General features: G+C 69.8%; 16 protein-coding genes. 3 read left to right on the top strand and 13 right to left on the bottom strand.

From position 1 onward, the window contains the following. Positions 1-47: 47 nt before the first annotated feature. A complete protein-coding gene (locus tag HS109_03570; GenBank protein MBE7521448.1) occupies positions 48-1,019 on the top strand; it encodes a tripartite tricarboxylate transporter substrate binding protein in 972 nt (323 codons plus the stop codon). Positions 1,020-1,028: 9 nt separating this feature from the next. Here the strand turns inward: HS109_03570 and HS109_03565 are convergent, their stop codons facing one another. The 13 genes from HS109_03565 to HS109_03505 all read right to left on the bottom strand — a co-directional run bounded on the left by HS109_03565 (position 1,029) and on the right by HS109_03505 (position 16,986). Continuing rightward, a complete protein-coding gene (locus tag HS109_03565; protein ID MBE7521447.1) occupies positions 1,029-2,927 on the bottom strand; it encodes a propionate--CoA ligase in 1,899 nt (632 codons plus the stop codon). A gap of 127 nt (positions 2,928-3,054) precedes the next feature. After that, the gene (locus tag HS109_03560; GenBank protein ID MBE7521446.1) at positions 3,055-4,077 is read right to left on the bottom strand and encodes a YhdH/YhfP family quinone oxidoreductase; all 1,023 of its coding nucleotides are present in this window, start codon (positions 4,075-4,077) and stop codon (positions 3,055-3,057) included. Positions 4,078-4,109: 32 nt separating this feature from the next. Further along, a complete protein-coding gene (locus HS109_03555) occupies positions 4,110-5,279 on the bottom strand; it encodes a cell division protein ZapE (GenBank protein MBE7521445.1) in 1,170 nt (389 codons plus the stop codon). 81 nt (positions 5,280-5,360) lie between these two features. Then, positions 5,361-6,788: a dihydrolipoyl dehydrogenase gene (gene lpdA, locus HS109_03550; protein ID MBE7521444.1), complete on the bottom strand. Its 1,428-nt coding sequence runs from the start codon at positions 6,786-6,788 to the stop codon at positions 5,361-5,363. 61 nt (positions 6,789-6,849) lie between these two features. Then, complete coding sequence (odhB, locus tag HS109_03545; protein ID MBE7521443.1) at positions 6,850-8,085, bottom strand: 2-oxoglutarate dehydrogenase complex dihydrolipoyllysine-residue succinyltransferase; 1,236 nt, start codon at positions 8,083-8,085, stop codon at positions 6,850-6,852. Between the two features lie 25 nt (positions 8,086-8,110). Then, entirely contained in the window at positions 8,111-10,951 is a 2,841-nt protein-coding gene (locus HS109_03540) for a 2-oxoglutarate dehydrogenase E1 component (protein ID MBE7521442.1), read from the bottom strand. Between the two features lie 82 nt (positions 10,952-11,033). After that, entirely contained in the window at positions 11,034-12,338 is a 1,305-nt protein-coding gene (locus tag HS109_03535; protein ID MBE7521441.1) for a citrate synthase, read from the bottom strand. Positions 12,339-12,396: 58 nt separating this feature from the next. Beyond that, positions 12,397-12,675 (bottom strand): succinate dehydrogenase assembly factor 2, encoded by a 279-nt coding sequence (locus tag HS109_03530; GenBank protein ID MBE7521440.1) that lies wholly within the window; start codon positions 12,673-12,675, stop codon positions 12,397-12,399. A gap of 17 nt (positions 12,676-12,692) precedes the next feature. Next, complete coding sequence (locus tag HS109_03525) at positions 12,693-13,388, bottom strand: succinate dehydrogenase iron-sulfur subunit (GenBank protein ID MBE7521439.1); 696 nt, start codon at positions 13,386-13,388, stop codon at positions 12,693-12,695. Positions 13,389-13,449: 61 nt separating this feature from the next. Next, positions 13,450-15,228 (bottom strand): succinate dehydrogenase flavoprotein subunit, encoded by a 1,779-nt coding sequence (locus HS109_03520; protein ID MBE7521438.1) that lies wholly within the window; start codon positions 15,226-15,228, stop codon positions 13,450-13,452. Further along, on the bottom strand, positions 15,213-15,572 hold the full coding sequence (sdhD, locus tag HS109_03515; protein ID MBE7521437.1) for a succinate dehydrogenase, hydrophobic membrane anchor protein: 360 nt from the start codon (positions 15,570-15,572) through the stop codon (positions 15,213-15,215). The genes HS109_03520 and sdhD overlap by 16 nt, the downstream gene beginning before the upstream one ends. Continuing rightward, the gene (gene sdhC / locus HS109_03510) at positions 15,566-15,964 is read right to left on the bottom strand and encodes a succinate dehydrogenase, cytochrome b556 subunit (GenBank protein MBE7521436.1); all 399 of its coding nucleotides are present in this window, start codon (positions 15,962-15,964) and stop codon (positions 15,566-15,568) included. Before sdhC ends, sdhD begins: the two co-directional genes overlap by 7 nt. A 296-nt stretch (positions 15,965-16,260) precedes the next feature. Continuing rightward, positions 16,261-16,986: a GntR family transcriptional regulator gene (locus HS109_03505; GenBank protein ID MBE7521435.1), complete on the bottom strand. Its 726-nt coding sequence runs from the start codon at positions 16,984-16,986 to the stop codon at positions 16,261-16,263. Positions 16,987-17,165: 179 nt separating this feature from the next. On the opposite strand from HS109_03505, the gene HS109_03500 reads away from it, so the two are divergent. Continuing rightward, positions 17,166-18,152, top strand: a complete 987-nt coding sequence (locus HS109_03500) for a malate dehydrogenase (GenBank protein ID MBE7521434.1) — start codon at positions 17,166-17,168, stop codon at positions 18,150-18,152. A gap of 34 nt (positions 18,153-18,186) precedes the next feature. Beyond that, positions 18,187-18,655 (top strand): isocitrate lyase/phosphoenolpyruvate mutase family protein (locus HS109_03495; protein MBE7521433.1); only part of this gene is annotated, 469 nt, incomplete at its 3' end.

Raw genomic sequence — 18,655 nt, 5'->3', positions numbered from 1 at the left:
GCCTGCGCGACGATACAATGGGGCGCATGGACTTCCGGGTCGCACGCGTGCCCCTCTTGTTCATCCTCGCCGTGGGCACGGCGACGGCCCAGACGGATCCTCCGGGAGTCGTCGTCGACGCGTTTCCGGTCCGGACCGTTCGCATCGTGGCCGCACAGCAGCCCGGCAGCGCGAACGACAACGTTGCGCGCATTCTCGCCGACGCACTCGCGGAAGCCTGGGGCCAACCCACCGTCGTGGAGAACCGCCCGGGGGCGAGCGGTGCGATCGGCACCAAGTTCGCCGCCCAGTCGGCGCCCGACGGCTACACGCTGCTCGTCGGCGGCATGAGCAACATGCTGAGTTCTCCTGTGCTCGATCCGCGATATGGCATCGACGCTGCGCGCGACTTCGTTGCGATCGGACGCATCGCCTGGGTGCCGTTCGTGCTCGCCGTGCATCCGGACGTGCCCGCACACACGATGACCGCCCTGGTCGAGCAGGCGCGCCGCCATCCCCGCGGACTGGTCTTCGCCACCTCCGGGCCGACAGCGTTCTCCCGGCTGTGCGTCGAACATTTCGCCCGGCGGGCCGGCGTCGAATTCCTCACGGTCGAATACCGCGGCGCACCCGCGGCGACGCTCGACCTCGTCGCCGGCCGCGCGCAGCTCCAGATCAACGAGGTCGCCACGATGAAACTGCACGCCGACGCAGGGCGGGTGCGGCTCCTCGCCGTCGCCGGCGACCGGCGCACGGCGAAGGTTCCCGCGCTGCCGACGTTCGCCGAGGCGGGGATGAGCGCGATTCCGTTGACGCCGTGGTACGGCCTTTTCGCGCCCGCCGGCATCGCGCCCCCGATCCTCGCGCGCGTCGAAGCCGCCTATCTCGCAGCCATGCGCAGCCCGGAGCTGCGCGCGCGACTCGAAGCGCTGGGTTACGAGCCCGTCGTCGACGAACCCGGCGAGTTCCCGCGAGCGTTTCGCGCCGACCTCGAGGCGATCCGCGCGCTGGCGCGCGGAGCCGGTTTGCTTCCGCCCTGAGGCCGCAGCCTAGGCGGTGCCCAGCGCCGCGCGGATCTGCTCGAGCGCCCCCGGATCCTCGATCGTCGTGAGGTCGCCAGGGTCGCGCCCCTCGGCGAGCGCCTGGATCGAGCGGCGCAGGAGCTTGCCCGAGCGTGTCTTCGGCAAGAGCGTCACGAAGTGCACCTGGCCGGGGCGCGCGATCGCGCCGAGTTCGCGATCGACCGTGTCCATCACTTCCTTGCGCATGGCGGACGCGGCCTCGGGGGTCGCGGCGCGCGCGGGATCCTTGAGCACGGCGAAGGCGACCGGGACCTGGCCCTTGACCGGGTCCGCGACGCCGACGACCGCGACTTCGGCGACGCCGCTGTGCGACTGCACCGCCTCCTCGATCTCGCGCGTGCCGAGGCGGTGTCCGGCGACGTTGATCACGTCGTCGGTGCGGCCGAGCACGAAGTGGTAGCCGTCCGCGTCGCGCGTCGCCCAGTCGAAGGTCGAGTAGAGGAGCTTGCCCGGGATGGTGCCGAAGTAAGTCTTGACGAAGCGCTCGTCGTCGCCCCACACGGTGGTCATGCAGCCGGGCGGCAGCGGCGGCGCGATCGTGAGGACGCCCTTCTCGTCGGTGCCCGAGTCGCGTCCGGTCGCCTCGTCGACGAGCCTCACGTCGTAGCCGTGCACCGGGAACGAGGGGCTGCCGAACTTGCGCGGCGTGTCCTCGACGCCGGGGAGCGCCGAGAGGATCGGCCAGCCGGTCTCGGTCTGCCAGTAGTTGTCGACGATCGCGACGCCGAGCGCCTCGCTCGCCCAGCGCGCGGTGGGCTCGTCGAGCGGCTCGCCGGCGAGGAACAGCCAGCGCAGCGACGACAGGTCGTGCATCGTCATGTACTTCGGGTCCTGCTTCTTCAGCACGCGGATCGCGGTCGGCGAACTGAACATCGTCTTCACCTTCCGCTCCTCGACGATCTTCCACCAGACCGCCGGGTCGGGCCGGATCGGCAGCCCCTCGTACATGATCGTCGTCGAGCCGTTGATGAGCGGCGCGTAGACGATGTAGGAGTGGCCGACCACCCAGCCGATGTCGGAGGTCGTGAACATCGTCTCGCCGGGCGCGAGGTCGAAGATGCGGCGCATCGAACTCGCGAGCGCGACCGCGTAGCCGCCGGTGTCGCGCTGCACGCCCTTGGGCTTCCCCGTGGTGCCCGAGGTGTAGAGGATGTACGACGGCTCGGAGGACTCGAGCCACGCGCAGGGCACGCGGGCGTCCAGGTGCCGCGCGCGGAGCTCCGCGTAGTCGACGTCGCGGCCGGCCGTGCGTGCCATCGCGCGGTCGATGCCGCGGTCGACGATCAGGACCTTCGCCGGCGGGTGCTTCGCGAGCGCGAGCGCTTCGTCGACCAGGTGCTTGTACGGGACCGGCTTGCCGCCGCGCATGCCCGCGTCGGAGGTCACCATGGCCTTCGGACGCGCGTCGTCGATGCGGGTCGCGAGCGAAGCCGCCGCGAAGCCGCCGAACACGACCGAATGGATGGCGCCCAGGCGCGCGCAGGCGAGCATCGCGAACGCGGCTTCCGCGATCATCGGCATGTAGACGAGCACGCGATCGCCCTTCGCGACGCCGAGCGACGCGAGCACCGCGGCCATCCGGTTCACTTCCGCGTGCAGCTCGGCGTAGCTCCAGGTCCGTTCCTCGCCGGTCTCGCTCGACAGGTAGACGAGCGCGGGCTGCGATGCGCGGTCCGCGAGGTGCCGGTCGATCGCGTTGTGGCAGAGGTTGGTCCGGCCGCCGACGAACCAGCGCGCGAACGGCGGGCGCGAATAGTCGAGCACCTCGCGGAACGGCTCGTGCCAGTCGACGAGCGCGGCCTCCGCGCGCCAGAACGCGTCGCGTTCCTTCAGGGAACGGCGGTGGAAGTCTCGATAGCTGTCCATGGGTCGGGGCCCGGGCGGGTTTCGGTCGTCGAGGAGCTACGCTATGCCCGTCCGGCCGCGGCCGGAAATGATCGGGGTCAATCCCGGAGCAACGGGAGCCTTCGCGGGCGCGGTGCCGGACCCGGGATCAAGGGTGAGAATCCTTGCCCACGCGCACCACCGTGCGGCCGCGCACCATGCCCTTCAGGTACGCGTCGAAGTGGGTCGGCAGGTCCTCGAAGTCGATCGTGCGCACTTGGTCGTGCACGCGGTCGGGCCGCCAGGCGACCGCGAGCTTGTTCCAGAGCGTCTGCCGCAGCGCCATCGGCGTGTTCGCGCTGTCGACGCCGAGCAGGTGGACGCCGCGCAGGATGAACGGCGCGACCGTCGTGTGGAGCTTCATGTCGGCGGCGAGGCCCACGGCACCGACCGTCCCGCCGATCTTCTGCATCGACAAGAGCCAGGCGAGGATGTCGCCGCCCAGGTTGTCGATCGCCCCCGCGTAGGTCGCCGGTCCGAGCGGCCGGATCTTCGCGAGGTCGATCGACTGGCGCGAGAGCACCTCGGAGGCGCCGATCGACTTGAGCCACGCGCCCTCCTCCTTCGCCTTCCCTGTGATGGCGACCACCTGGTAGCCGAGCTTCGAGAGGATCTCGACCGCGACGCAACCGACGCCGCCGGTCGCCCCGGTCACCGCGACCGGGCCGTTCGCGGGCTTCAACCCGTTGTGCTCCATCAGGTGGATCGCGAGCGCCGCGGTGTACCCCGCGGTGCCGAGCGTCATCGCGTCGAACGCCGTCATGCTCTCGGGACGACGCACGATCCAGTCGCCCGGCACGCGCACGAACTCGCTGTAGCCGCCGTCGTGCGCCACGCCCATGTCGTAGGCGTGCACGATCACCTTGTCGCCCTTCTTCCACCGGGGATCGGACGACTGCTCGACGGTGCCCGACATGTCGATGCCCGCGACCGTCGGGAACTTGCGCATGATCCGCCCGGTGCCGTTGTGCGACAGCGCGTCCTTGTAGTTGATCGTCGAGTACTTGGTCCGCACCAGCACGTCGCCCGGGTCGAGCTCGTCGACCTTCATGTCGACGAAGCGGCTCGCGACGATGCCCTGGTCCTCGTAGGTGCGATAGGCCTTGAACGACGTCTGCGCGTGGGTCTGCACGGGGGTCTCCTCCGGTGGGTCGGTGTCGTGGCTCAGGCGGCCTCGGCCGCCGCCGCGTCGCGGCTGGCGTGCGGTTCCGCCATGTAGTCGCGGGTGCGCATCTCGATCAGGCGGCTCACGGTGCGCGGGAACTCGTGGGACGCGGGACCCTCGCGGTAGAGCGCGTCCGCCTCGACCGCGGCCGAGGCGATGAGCTTCACACGATGATCGTACAGGATGTCGACGAGCCAGGTGAACCGCCGCGCGAGGTCCGCGGTCGCCGGCCCCATCGCCGGCACGCCGGACAGCAGGACGACCGAGAAGCGTCGCGCGATCTCGAGGTAGTCGCGCTGCGAGCGCGGACCGTCGCACAGCGAGGCGAAGTCGAACCACGCCGCGCTCCCGGCGCGCCTGCGTGCGACGATCGTGCGTCCCTCGATCGCGAGCCTGCGGTCCTCGTCGGGACCGTTCGCCATCGCCTCGAACGAGCGGGCGAGTTCGGCGTCCGCCGCGGCGCCGGGGGGCACGAGCCAGGTCCGGGCCTGCGAGAGCGTGCGCAGCCGGTAGTCGACGCCGCCGTCGACCTCGATCACGTCGAGTTCGCGCTCGATCAGCGCGATCGCCGGCAGGAAACGCTCGCGCTGGATGCCGTCGGGCCACAGCCGGTCGGGCCGGAAGTTCGAGGTCATCACGAAGACCGTCCCGCGCGCGAGGAGCGCCTCGAGCAGCCGTCCGAGGATCATCGCGTCGGCGATGTCGGACACGTGGAACTCGTCGAAGCACACGAGGCGGTGGCGCTTCGCGATGCGGTCGGCGACCCTCGCGAGCGGGTCGGCTTCGTGCTTGAGGCTCGCGAGCGCCTCGTGGGTGTCGCGCATGAACGCATGGAAATGCACGCGCGTCTTCCTGCGGATCGCGACCGCGCCGTAGAAGGCGTCCATCAGCAGGCTCTTGCCGCGGCCCACGCCGCCCCACAGGTAGACGCCGCGCGGCACGGGCGGCGGCACCAGCAGGCGGCGCAGCGTCGACTGCCTGGCCGCCCGGAACGAGGCGAGTTCGGCCGCGAGACGGTCGAGCCGTGCGGCGGCGGCGCGCTGCGGAGGATCCGGCGCGCTTCCCCGCGCGGCCAGGTGCCGCTCGAGGTTCGCGCCGACGGTCTCCCCCGCCGCGGCTTCGTGTTCCCCCACGCCGGCGATCTTACGCCCAACCGCCGCGCGGTTCATGCGGCGGTGCGAAACCGTGGCAAAGGCGGCCGGACCGGTGCATCCGATCGCTCGAGGCGGCGGGCGGATCGGCGCGGCGCTTCAGAGGTTGAGCGTCCGCTTCGCCACCGCGAGGGCCGCCTCCTTCGTCGCCTCCGACAGCGTCGGGTGCGCGTGGCAGATCCGCGCGATGTCCTCGGACGAGGCGCCGAACTCCATCGCCATCACGCCCTCGGCGACGAGTTCGGAGGCCATCGGCCCGATCGCGTGGAGTCCGAGGACCCGGTCGGTCGCGGCGTCCGCGAGGATCTTGACGAATCCGGTGGTGTCCCCCATCGCGCGCGCCCGGCCGTTCGCCGAGAACGGAAAGGTTCCCGCCCTGTAGGCGATGCCCGCCGCCGCGAGTTCGCGCTCGTTCTTCCCGACCCATGCGATCTCGGGCGAGGTGTAGATGACCCACGGAACCGTTCCGAAGTCGACGTGCGGCTTCTGGCCGGCGATCCGCTCGGCGACCGCCACGCCCTCCTCTTCCGCCTTGTGCGCGAGCATCGGCCCACGGACCACGTCGCCGATCGCCCAGACGTCGGGCAGGTTCGTGCGGCACTCGTCGTCGACCGCGACGAAGCCCCGGTCGTCGAGCGCGAGGCCCACGGCGTCGGCGCGAAGCCCGGCGGTATTCGGCGCTCGGCCGATCGACACGATCAACCGGTCGAAGGCGGCCTTCTGCGCCGCGCCCTTCGCGTCGGTCCAGTCGACCGTCACGGTGCCCTTGGCCGAACGCACCGTAGCGATCTTCGCTCCGGTGTGGATCGCGAGCCCCTGCTTCGCGAACGCCTTCTGCGCTTCCTTCGCGACGGCGTCGTCGGCGGCGCCGAGGAAGTTCGGCAGCGCCTCGAGCACGGTCACCTCGGCGCCCAGCCGCCGCCACACGCTGCCCATCTCCAGTCCGACCACGCCGGCGCCGACCACGCCCAGGCGTTTCGGAACCTCGGGTATCGCGAGCGCCCCGGCGTTGTCGAGGATGCGATCGCCGTCGAACGGCGCCCCGGGAAGCGCGCGCGGCACGCTGCCGGTGGCGACGATGACGCGCTTCGCGGCGAGCGTGGCCCTTGCGGCGCCCTCGACTGCGATCGTCCAGGCGTCGCCTTCCTTCCCGGCGAAACTGCCGCGCCCGTGGAAGAACGCGACCTTGTTCTTTTTCAGCAGGTAGAGGATGCCCTCGTTGTTCTGGAGGACGACCTTGTCCTTCCGCGCGAGCATCGTCGCGACGTCGATCGAAAGGCCCTTGACCGCGATCCCGTGCTGCGCGAATCCGTGTCCCGCGTGCTCGAAATGCTCCGACGACTGCAGAAGCGCCTTCGACGGGATGCAGCCGACGTTCGTGCAGGTGCCGCCCGGGGCCGGCTTGCCGTCCGCGCGCGTCCCGTCGTCGATGCAGGCGGTGGTGAATCCGAGCTGGGCGGCACGGATCGCTGCGATGTAGCCGCCGGGCCCGCCGCCGATCACGACCACGTCGAAGGAATCAGCCATGCAAACTCCAGGTTCCGGGTTCCGGGTTCGACGCTCCGGGTCGGGGCGGGCGCGGCAGGGGTCAGACGTCGAGAATGAGCCGCGCCGGATCCTCCAGCGCGTCCTTGATCGCGACGAGCGACAGCACGGCCTCGCGGCCGTCGATGATCCGGTGATCGTAGCTCTGCGCGAGGTAGTTCATCGGCCGCACCACGACCTGGCCGTTCTCCACCACCGCACGGTCCTTCGTCGCGTGCACGCCGAGGATCGCCGACTGCGGCGGATTGATGATCGGCGTGGAGAGCATCGACCCGAACACGCCGCCGTTGGAGATCGTGTAGGTGCCGCCGGTCAGTTCCTCGACCGTGAGCTTGCCCTCCTGCGCGCGCTTGCCGTAGTCGGCGATCTGGAGCTCGATCTCGGCGATCGAGAGCTGGTCGGCGTCGCGGATGATCGGCACCACCAGTCCGCGCGGGCTGCCGACCGCGATCCCGATGTCGTAGTAGCCGTGGTAGACGATGTCGTTGCCGTCGATCGACGCGTTGACGAGCGGGTATTTCCGGAGCGCGTGCACCGCCGCCTTCACGAAGAAGCCCATGAAGCCGAGCTTGACGCCGTGTTCCTTCTCGAAGCGGTCCTTGTAGCGGTTCCGCAGCTCGATCACCGGCCCCATGTTCACTTCGTTGAACGTGGTCAGGATCGCGGCGGTCGACTGCGACTGGACCAGCCGCTCGGCGACGCGCTGGCGCAGCCGCGACATCGGCACCCGCTGCTCGGGCCGTGAGCCCTGCGCGACCGGCGCGAGGGCCGCGGGCGCGGCGAAGGGCGCCGGTGCGGTGGGCGTCGGGAGCGGAGCCTTCGCCATCGCGGCGAGCACGTCGCCCTTGGTCACGCGACCGCCGCGGCCGGTGCCGGCCACCTCTCCCGCGGCGAGTCCTGTCTCGGCCATGAGCTTGCGCGCAGCCGGCAGGGCCTCTGCCGCTGTCGCGGGCATCGCTGCCGCGGGCTTCGCGGCGGCGGGCTTGGCCGCGGCGGCGGCCGGCCCCGACGCGGCCGCGGGGGCGGCCGCTGCGCCCTTCGCTTCGGTGTCGATCACCGCGATGACGTCGTTCGACGTCACCGTCGACCCGTCGCCTTTCAGGATCTCGACCAGCACGCCGTCGCCGGGCGCGGGCAATTCGAGCACGACCTTGTCGGTCTCGACGTCGACCAGGTTCTCGTCGCGGCGAACCGGCTGGCCCGCCTTCTTGTGCCAGCTCACGAGCGTCGCCTCGGCGACGGATTCGGGGAGCTGGGGTACCTTGACTTCGAGTTTCATGGCCTCACCGCGCGCGCGGTCCTCGTCAATGGGCGACCAGCATCTCGCCGGAGGCGAGCTTCGCTGCGAACGCGTCCTCGATCAACTGCTTCTGCTCGGCATTGTGCTTCGCGGCATAGCCGACCGCGGGCGAGGCCGACACCTTGCGGCCGGCGTAGGCGAGCACCTGCGAGTCGAGCGCATCGGCGCGCAGGTACGCCCGCAAGCGGTACCAGGCGCCCTGGTTCTGCGGCTCCTCCTGGCACCAGACGACCTCCTTCGTCTTCGGGTATTTCGCCATCTCCGCCTTGAACTCGGCGTGCGGGAACGGATACTGCTGCTCCAGCCGGACGATCGCGATGTCGTCGATCTTCTGCTCGCGCCGGTGGGCCAGGAGATCGTAGTACACCTTGCCGGAGCACACGATCACGCGGCGCGTGCGCGAGGGGTCGATCGCGTCGGTCTCGCCGATCACGCACTGGAAGCGGCCCTCGGCGAGCTCGTCCATCGTGGAGACCGCGTCCTTGTGCCGCAAGAGGCTCTTCGGACTCATCACGACGAGCGGCTTGCGGTAGGGCCGGATCATCTGCCGGCGCAGCATGTGGAACACCTGCGCCGGCGTCGAGGGCACGACGACCTGCAGGTTGTGCTGCGCGCACAGTTGCAGGTAGCGCTCGGGCCGGGCCGAAGAGTGCTCCGGCCCCTGTCCCTCGTAGCCGTGCGGCAGCAGGAGCACGAGTCCGCAGATGCGGCCCCACTTGACCTCGCCCGAGCTGATGAACTGGTCGATCACGACCTGCGCGCCGTTCGCGAAATCGCCGAACTGGGCCTCCCAGATCACGAGCTGGGACGGCTCCGACGTCGCGTAGCCGTACTCGAAGGCCATCGTCGCTTCCTCGGTCAGCACCGAGTCGATCACCTCGAAGACGGGCTGGTCCGGCTTGACGTGCTCGAGCGGCACGTAGATGCCGCTGTCCCAGCGCTCGCGGTTCTGGTCGTGCAGCACCGCGTGACGGTGCGAGAAGGTGCCGCGGCCGACGTCCTCGCCGGTGAGCCGCACGCCGTAGCCCTGGTCGATCAGGCTCGCGTAGGCGAGGGTCTCGCCCATGCCCCAGTCGAGCTTCTGCGTCCCTTCGCCCATCGCCCGGCGGTCGGCGATCACCTTGTCGACGCGCGAATGCAGCTTGAACTGCGCGGGGATCGTCGTGAGCTTCGCGGCGAGTTCCGCGAGGCGCTTCCTCGGGACGCGCGTGTCGCAGGGATCGGTCCAGTGCGTGTTGCGGTACGGCGACCAGTCCACGGTGAACGGCGGCTTGTAGTTCGACAGGATCGTCTTGTTGGTGTGCTGCCCGCGGTCCATCGCCGCGCGGTACGCCGCGACCATCGCGTCGGCATCGCCGGCGGCCACCACGCCGGCCTGCTCGAGGCGGTCGGCGTAGAGCTTGCGGGTGCCCGGGTGCTCGTGGATCTTCTTGTACATGAGCGGCTGCGTCACCATCGGCTCGTCGGCCTCGTTGTGGCCGTAGCGGCGGAAGCACACGAGGTCGATGAACACGTCCTTGTGGAACTTCTGCCGGTACTCGAGCGCGATGTCCACCGCCAGCAGGCAGGTCTCGGGGTCGTCGGCGTTCACGTGCAGGATCGGCGCGTCGACCATCTTCGCGATGTCGGTGCAGTAGGTCGTCCCGCGCGTGTCCCGCGGGTCCGACGTCGTGAAGCCGATCTGGTTGTTGACGACGATGTGCACGGTCCCGCCGGTCGTGTAGCCGCGGGTGTGCGCCATGTTCAGGCACTCCTGGTTGACGCCCTGCCCCGCGATGGCGGCATCGCCGTGGATGACGATCGGCAGCACCTGGTCGCCGGTGCGGTCGCCGCGGCGGCGCTGGCGCGCGCGCACGCTGCCCTCGACCACCGGGTTCACGATCTCGAGGTGCGACGGGTTGAACGCGAGCGTCACGTGCGCCGGACCGCCGGGCGTCGCGACGTCCGACGAGAAGCCCTGGTGGTACTTGACGTCGCCCGCCGGCAGGTCGTGCGCGGCCTTGCCCTCGAATTCGGCGAAGAGATCGGCGGGGATCTTGCCGAGCGTGTTCACCAGCACGTTCAGCCGCCCGCGATGCGCCATGCCCATCACGATCTCCTGCACGCCGGCGGCGCCCGCGCGCTGGATCAGGTGGTCGAGCATCGGGATCATCGTGTCGCCGCCCTCGCCGGAGAAGCGCTTCTGCCCGACGTACTTCGTGTGCAGGTAGCGCTCGAGCGTCTCCGAGGCGGTCAGCCGCTCCAGCACGTGGCGCCGCTGCTCCGGCGTGAACGACGCGCGGGCGCGCGAGGGCTCGACGCGCTCCTGCAGGAAGCGCTTGGTCGCCGTGTCCGAGATGTACATGTACTCGAGACCCAGCGTGCGCGTGTAGGTCTCCTTCAACGCCGCGTGGATGTCGCGCAGCCGCATGCGGGCGGGGCCGGCGCGGAACGACCCGACGTCGAACTCGGTGTCGAGGTCCGCGTCGCTGAAACCGTAGGTCCGCAAGTCGAGGTCCGCGAGGTACGGCGGCTCGAGCCGCTTCAACGGATCGAGGTCGGCGTGGAAGAATCCGAGCGTCCGGAACTTGCTGATCAGCCGCAGCACCAGCACCTGCTTCGCCATCGTCGTGGCGTCGACCATCGCGCCGCGCACGCGGCCGCTCCGCCCCAGTTCGACGAACGAGGCGACGACCGGCGCGTGCGGCACGTCGGGCGCGTCACCCTTGAGTTCCGCGAAGTACCCGGCCCACTCGGCCGGCACCGCGTCCGGATGGGCGAGCCAGTTCTCGTAGAGTTCCTCGATGAACGGCGCGTTCGCGCCGAACAGGCTCGAGGTCGATTCCCACGCCTTCATGACGCCCATGACGCCACCTCCCGTTGCCGGACCGCTGTCCCGCACTTCGTGTCCCGGCGTCGGACGGGGCGTCCGGCGCGCGGGGATTCGATCAACGCTCGTCGAGCGGCGGCACGCTGCGACGCGTCGCCCCGTGGTAGAGCTGCCGCGGCCGGCCGATCTTGTACTCGGGATCGGCGATCATCTCGTTCAACTGGGCGATCCACCCGACCGTGCGCGCCAGCGCGAAGATCGCGGTGAACAGCGACACCGGGATGCCGATCGCCTTCTGCACGATGCCGGAGTAGAAGTCGACGTTCGGGTACAGACGTCGCTGGACGAAGTAGTCGTCCTCCAGCGCGATCTTCTCGAGCGCCATCGCGAGCTTGAACAGCGGATCGTCGTGCAGGCCCAGCGCCTCGAGGACCTCGTGGCAGGTCTCCCGCATCAGCTTGGCGCGCGGGTCGTAGTTCTTGTAGACCCGGTGCCCGAAGCCCATCAGCTTGACGTTCGAGTTCTTGTCCTTCGCCTTCGCGATGAATTCGCCGATCCTCGCGACACCGCCCTGCGCCTGGATCTCGTAGAGCATGTTGAGCGCGGCCTCGTTCGCGCCGCCGTGCGACGGGCCCCAGAGGCACGCGACGCCGGCCGCGATCGCCGCGAACGGATTGGTGCCCGACGAGGCGCACAGCCGCACGGTCGAGGTCGACGCGTTCTGCTCGTGGTCGGCGTGCAGAATGAAGATCCGGTCGAGCGCGCGCACCAGCACCGGGTTCACCCGGTAGTCCTCGCAGGGCGTCGCGAACATCATGCGCATGAAGTTCGCGGCGTAAGTGAGTTCGTTGCGCGGGTACATGTACGGCTGGCCCATCGAGTACTTGTAGGCCATCGCGACCAGCGTCGGCATCTTCGCGATCAACCGGATCGCCGAGATGTCGCGCTGCTTCGGGTCGTGCAGGTTCATCGAATCGGGGTAGAACGCGGACAACGCCCCGACGAGGCCGGTCAGCACGGCCATCGGGTGCGCGTCGCGGCGGAAGCCGCGCAGGAAGAACTGCATCTGCTCGTTGACCATCGTGTGGGCGGTCACGCGCGAGTCGAACTCCTTCTGCTGCGCGGCGTTCGGCAGTTCGCCGTAGAGCAGCAGGTAGCAGATGTCGAGGAAGTCGCACTTGACGGCGAGTTCCTCGATCGGATAGCCGCGGTAGAGGAGTTCGCCCTTGTCGCCGTCGATGTAGGTGATCTGCGACTGGCAGGCCGCGGTCGACATGAAGCCCGGGTCGTAGGTGAACTTGCCGGTCTTGCCGTAGAGCGTCCGGATGTCGATCACCTCCGGGCCGGTCGAGCCGGCGATCATCGGGAAGGTCACCGAAGGCGAGCCGTCGGAGAACGAGAGCGTGGCGGTGCGGTCGGTCATCGGGGTGCTCCGGGTGCGGTCGTCGTGATTCGGTTTCGGGTCCTGCGCAGCGCGCGGATCAGCACGCGCGAAGCGCCCGCACCATCGGCGCGAGCGCGTCGTCGGGGGGGTCCGCGCGCCCGGCGATCAGGTCCCACAGGTCGCTGTCGGTCAGGTCGAGCAGACGGTCGAGCATCGCCACTTCGTCCTCGGTGATCGCCGCGCCGCGAGCGTCGAGGAAGCGCTCCAGCACGAGGTCGTTCTCGAGCATCCCGCGCCGGCAACGCCAGCGCAGCCGCGCGAGGCGCCGGGAATCCCCGACGCGGCGATCGCGCTGCGACGGGTCGTGTACGGGCATGGCGCCGACCATCGACCCTACACCGCGCGCTTCAGCATGACCTCCTTGATCCTGCCGATCTGGAGCGTCGGGTTGAGACCCTTCGGGCAGACGTCGACGCAGTTCATGATCGAGTGGCAGCGGAACAGGCGATACGGGTCCTCGAGGTTGTCGAGGCGCTCGTTGGTCGCGAGATCGCGCGAGTCGGCGATGAACCGGTACGCCTGCAGCAGGCCCGCCGGCCCGACGAACTTGTCCGGGTTCCACCAGAACGACGGGCACGCGGTCGAGCAGCACGCGCACAGGATGCACTCGTAGAGGCCGTCGAGTTCCTCGCGCTCCTCCGGCGACTGCAGCCGCTCCTTCTCCGGCGGCGGCGTGTCGTTGACGAGGTAGGGCTTGATCGAGTGGTACTGCTTGAAGAACTGGCTCATGTCCACGATGAGATCGCGGATCACCGGGAGCCCCGGCAGCGGCTTCAGCACGACCGGCTCGGTGAGCGTCTTCAGGTTGGTGATGCAGGCGAGCCCGTTCTTGCCGTTGATGTTCATCGCGTCGCTGCCGCACACGCCTTCGCGGCAACTGCGCCGGAACGCGATCGTGTCGTCGACCGACTTCAGTCGCACCAGCGCGTCGAGCAGCATGCGGTCGTGCGGATCGAGCGCGACCTCGTAGTCCTTCAGGTACGGCTTCGCGTCCTTCTCGGGGTCGTAGCGGTAGATGCGGAACTTCATCGGGGCGATTCCGGGTGGCGGCCGCGCGGCGTACGCAGGTTCTCGTTCGCGCCGGCCGGCGTCAATAGGTCCTGGCCTTGGGCGGGAACGACTCGACCGTGAGCGGTTTCAGGTTCACCGGCTTGTAGTCGAGGCGGTTGCCCTCGGAATACCACAATGTGTGCTTGAGCCAGTTCGCGTCGTCGCGCGACGGATGGTCGCTGCGCGCCTGCGCGCCGCGGCTCTCGCGCCGCGCCTCGGCCGACACGATGGTCGCCTTCGCGGTCTCCATCAGGTTGTCGAGTTCGAGCGCCTCGACGCGCGCGGTGTTGAACGTGCGGCTGTGGTCTGCGATCGCCGCGCGCTTCGCGCGCTCGGCGAGTTCCATCACCCGGCCGACGCCCTCGGACAGGAGCTTCTGGTTGCGGAACACGCCGCAGTGGCTCTGCATCGTCCTGCGCAGGTCGGCGGCGACGTCGGCCACCGACTCGCCGGACTTCGCCCCGTCCAGCCGGGCGAGCCGCTCGAGCGGCCGGTCGGCCGCGTCCTTCGGCAGGTCGGGATGCGACCGCGACTTCAGGTTCTCCGCGACGATGAAATCGCCGGCCGAGCGTCCGAACACGATGAGGTCGAGCAGCGAGTTGGTGCCGAGGCGGTTGGCGCCGTGCACCGACACGCAGGCGCATTCGCCCACCGCGTGGAAGCCCGGCACGACCGCGTTCGGGTCGCCGTGGCGCGGCGCGACGACCTGCCCGTGGATGTTGGTCGGGATGCCGCCCATCTGGTAGTGGATCGTCGGCACCACCGGGATCGGCTCGCGGATCGGGTCGACGTTCGCGAACTTGATCGCGATCTCCCGGATCGACGGCAGGCGCTTCATGATCACCTCGGGGCCGAGGTGGTCGAGCTTCAGCAGCACGTAGTCCTTGTGCGGGCCGCAGCCGCGCCCTTCCTTGATCTCCTGGTCCATCGACCGCGACACGACGTCGCGCGAGGCGAGGTCCTTGAGGTTCGGCGCGTAGCGCTCCATGAAGCGCTCGCCGTCGCTGTTGAGCAGGATGCCGCCCTCGCCGCGCACGCCCTCGGTGATGAGCACGCCCGCGCCGGCCACGCCGGTGGGGTGGAACTGCCAGAACTCCATGTCCTCGAGCGGGATGCCCGCGCGCGCGGCCATGCCGAGCCCGTCGCCGGTGTTGATGAACGCGTTGGTCGACGCGGCGAAGATCCGTCCCGCGCCGCCGGTCGCGAACACCGTCGCCTTCGCCTGCAGGATCGAGACCTCGCCGGTCTCCATCTCGAGCGCCACGACGCCCAGCACCTCGCCCTCGGCGCCGCGCACGAGGTCGAGCGCCATCCACTCGACCAGGAACTGCGTGTGCGCGCGCACGTTGCGCTGGTAGAGCGTGTGCAGCAGCGCGTGTCCGGTGCGATCCGCGGCGGCGCAGGCGCGCTGGACCGACTTCTCGCCGAAGTTGGCCGAATGCCCGCCGAACGGGCGCTGGTAGATCGTGCCGTCCGGGTTGCGGTCGAACGGCATCCCGAAGTGCTCGAGTTCGTAGACGACCTTCGGCGCCATCTTGCACATGAACTCGATCGCGTCCTGGTCGCCGAGCCAGTCGGAGCCCTTGATCGTGTCGTACATGTGCCACAACCAGTGGTCCTCGCTCATGTTCCCGAGCGAGGCGCCGATGCCGCCCTGCGCCGCGACCGTGTGCGAGCGGGTCGGGAACACCTTCGTCAGCACGGCGACGCGAAGTCCCGCCTGCGCGAGTTGCAGCGACGCGCGCATCCCGGCGCCGCCGGCGCCGACGATGATCGCGTCGTAGCGGTGGACCGCCGGCGCGCTCACGACCGCCCCCAGAGGATCTGCATCGTCCAGCCGAGATACACGACGAGCACGGCGATCACCGCGCACTGGAACGTGACGCGCACCCAGTCCGGCTTCAGGTAGTCCATCGCGATGTTGCGCACGCCGACCCAGGCGTGCCACAGGACCGCGACGGCGAACAGGAACGAGACCAGGCGGAACGGGTTCGACGACCACAGCGCCTTCCAGGCCGCGTGGTCGAGGCCGCCGTACCACAGGAGCGCGCCCAGCAGCACGATGAGCCACAATGCCATGACGATCGCCGTCACGCGCTGCGCGAACCAGTCGGTGAGCCCGTAGTGCGCACCGACGACGTGCTTGGCCTTGAGGTTCACCATAACCGGACCGCCACCGCGAGCGTCACGAGGAGCGCGAGCACGAGCGCGATCGCGCTCGAACGTCGCGCGGCCGGGAGGGCGATGCCCACGTGCAGGTCGAGGAACAGGTGCCGCAGGCCCGCGAACAGATGGTGCAGCAGCGCCCACAGGAGCACGAGCGCGACGAGTTTCCCCAGCGGATGCGCGACGACCGCCGCGAACGACGCGTAGGCGTCCGCCGAACCCAGGCTCGACTCGAGTCCCCACAGCGCCAGCGGGATGCCGGCGAGGAACAGCAGTGCACCGCTGATGCGATGCAGGATCGAGACGATCGCCGGCAGCGGCTGGCGGATCGACAGCAGGTCGAGGTAGACCGGAGACGTGCGGCGTGCGGTCGGACGGGGACTCGCCATGGCTACGCGCACGCCTTTCGAGAAGCGGCACATGCATGCGGGGACGCTGGCATCGTCGAAGGTCTGGGCATGGTTCCGCGCATCGGTCGAACGTTCCGGTACGGCCGACCCCCCCCGGAATCGGAGATCGCGCCGGCCGTCGCGGTGCGCAATGCACAATTATAGCGAAACGCGGCGTTTCGGGGGTCGGCACGCGCGAACGGTTCATTCCGCGCCCCTTGCGCGCGCGAAACGATGCGCGTGCGACTGCAGCTGCCCGGGCGCGCGCCCCTGGCATCCCGCGTGCCGGCGCGGCGTCAGCCGAGCAGGTTCAGGTAATGGCAGCGCGCGGTCGCGCACAGCCCGCGCCGCAGTTCGACCGGTCGCTCACCGTAGGTCGTCGTGACGCGCTCGACCGCGAGGAGCGGGGTTCCGGGCGCGACGCCGAGGAGCGCCGCGCTCGCCGGGTCGGCCGCGACCGCCTTCAGCATCTCGCGGGCCTTCAGCATCCGCACGCCGAACTCGCTCTCGAAGAATCCGTACATCGACCCGTGGTAGGCGAGGACGCGGTCCTTCGTGAGCCCGCGAAACAGCGCCGCCGGCAGCGTGATCTCGTCCAGCACGGCGGGCGCGAGGGCGAGTTCGAGCACGCGGCGCAGCACGATCACCGCGTCGCCGGCCTTGAGGTCGAGCAGGCGTGCCGCTTCGGCCCCCGCCTTCGCCCGACGCACGTCGACGAGCCGGCTCGCCGGGTACTCGTCGACGCCGTCGTCGCGCCGGATGCGCAGGAAGCGCGGCACCGAAGTGCGCTCCTCCGTGTGGGTCGCGACGAACGTCCCCTTCCCTTGCCGCCGGACCACCAGGTTCTCGTCGGCGAGCGCGTCGACCGCGCGGCGCGCCGTGCCGAGCGACACGCGATAGCGCGTCGCGAGTTCGAGTTCCGAAGGGATCGCCTCGCCCGGCTTCCACGCGCCCGACTCGAGTTCGCGGACCATCAGCGCGCGGATCTGCTGCCAGAGCGGCCGGAAGGTCGGGGCGTTCATCGGGGTGATCGACGCTCGGATCGGCGGATCCTATATCTTATATCAGTTATAGGACATGATTGACACCCCCCGATCCCGCGCCTAGAATTCCCCTGTTCGCCGGCGGCGCGCCTGCGCTAGGGCGCACCGCACTCGCCGGCCGGGTCTGCCCCGTATCCCGCCTCTTCCAGGAGTCCTCGATGAAAGCACCCATCCGCGTCGCCGTGACCGGCGCCGCCGGCCAGATCGGCTACAGCCTCCTCTTCCGGATCGCCTCGGGCGAGATGCTGGGCCGCGACCAGCCGGTCATCCTCCAGTTGCTCGAAGTGCCGGTCGACAAGCCGCAGGCGGCGCTGAAGGGCGTGATGATGGAACTCGAGGACTGCGCCTTCCCGCTCCTCGCCGGCATGACCGGTGGCGGCGACCCGAAGGTCGCGTTCAAGGATGCGCAGGTCGCGATGCTGGTCGGGGCGAAGCCGCGCGGTCCCGGCATGGAGCGCAAGGACCTGCTGCTCGAGAACGCGAAGATCTTCATCGAGCAGGGCAAGGCGCTCGACGCGGTCGCCGCGCGCGACGTCAAGGTGCTCGTGGTCGGCAATCCCGCCAACACCAACGCGTACATCGCGATGAAGTCGGCGCCCTCGCTGCCGAAGCAGGCGTTCACCGCGATGCTGCGGCTCGACCACAACCGCGCGCTCTCGCAGGTGGCGGCGAGGGCCGGCAAGCCGGTCGGCGCGATCGAGAAGATGGTGGTCTGGGGCAACCACTCGCCGACGATGTACGCCGACTACCGCTTCGCGACCGTCGACGGCAAGTCGGTCCGCGACCTGATCGGCGACGAGGCGTGGAACCGCGACACGTTCCTGCCGAAGGTCGGCAAGCGCGGCGCCGCGATCATCGAGGCGCGCGGCCTGTCGTCGGCCGCGTCCGCGGCGAACGCGGCGATCGACCACGTGCGCGACTGGGTGCTCGGCACCGGCGGCAGGTGGGTGACGATGGGCATCGCCAGCAACGGCGACTACGGCATCCCGAAGGACGTGATGTACGGCTTCCCCGTGACGTGCGCCGACGGGCGCTTCGCCGTCGTCGGCGACCTGCCGATCGACGACTTCTCGCGCGAGCGCATGAACGCGACGCTGAAGGAACTCGAGGAGGAGCGCGCCGGCGTGGCGTCGCTGCTCGGCTGATGGACGCGCTGCCCAGCGGCCGCGGCCCCGTGCGATGAGCGAACCGAGTCCCGGCGCGCGGTTCCGTGCCGCGGTCGCCGCCGAGCGGCCGCTGCAGGTGCCCGGCGCCATCTGCGCCTATCACGCCATCCTTGCCGAAAAGTCCGGGTTCCGGGCGATCTACCTGTCCGGCGGCGGCGTCGCCGCCGGGTCGCTGGGGCTGCCCGACCTCGGCATCAGCAACCTGGACGACGTGCTGGTCGACGTGCGCCGCATCACCGACGTGTGCGGCGTGCCGCTGCTCGTCGACGTCGACACCGGCTTCGGCGCGTCCGCGTTCAGCATCGCGCGGACCGTGCGGTCGCTGGTGAAGTCCGGCGCCGCCGCGCTGCACATCGAGGACCAGGTCGGCGCGAAGCGCTGCGGCCACCGGCCCGGCAAGGCCATCGTGACCAAGGACGAGATGGTCGACCGGATCAAGGCGGCCGTCGACGCGCGCACCGATCCCGCGTTCGTGGTGATGG

Source organism: Burkholderiales bacterium, from assembly GCA_015075645.1.
In the GTDB taxonomy this organism is placed as follows: Bacteria; Pseudomonadota; Gammaproteobacteria; order Burkholderiales; family Casimicrobiaceae; genus VBCG01.
Note: the sequence above shows the minus strand (reverse complement) of the source record. Positions and strands in the feature narration are given on the sequence as shown.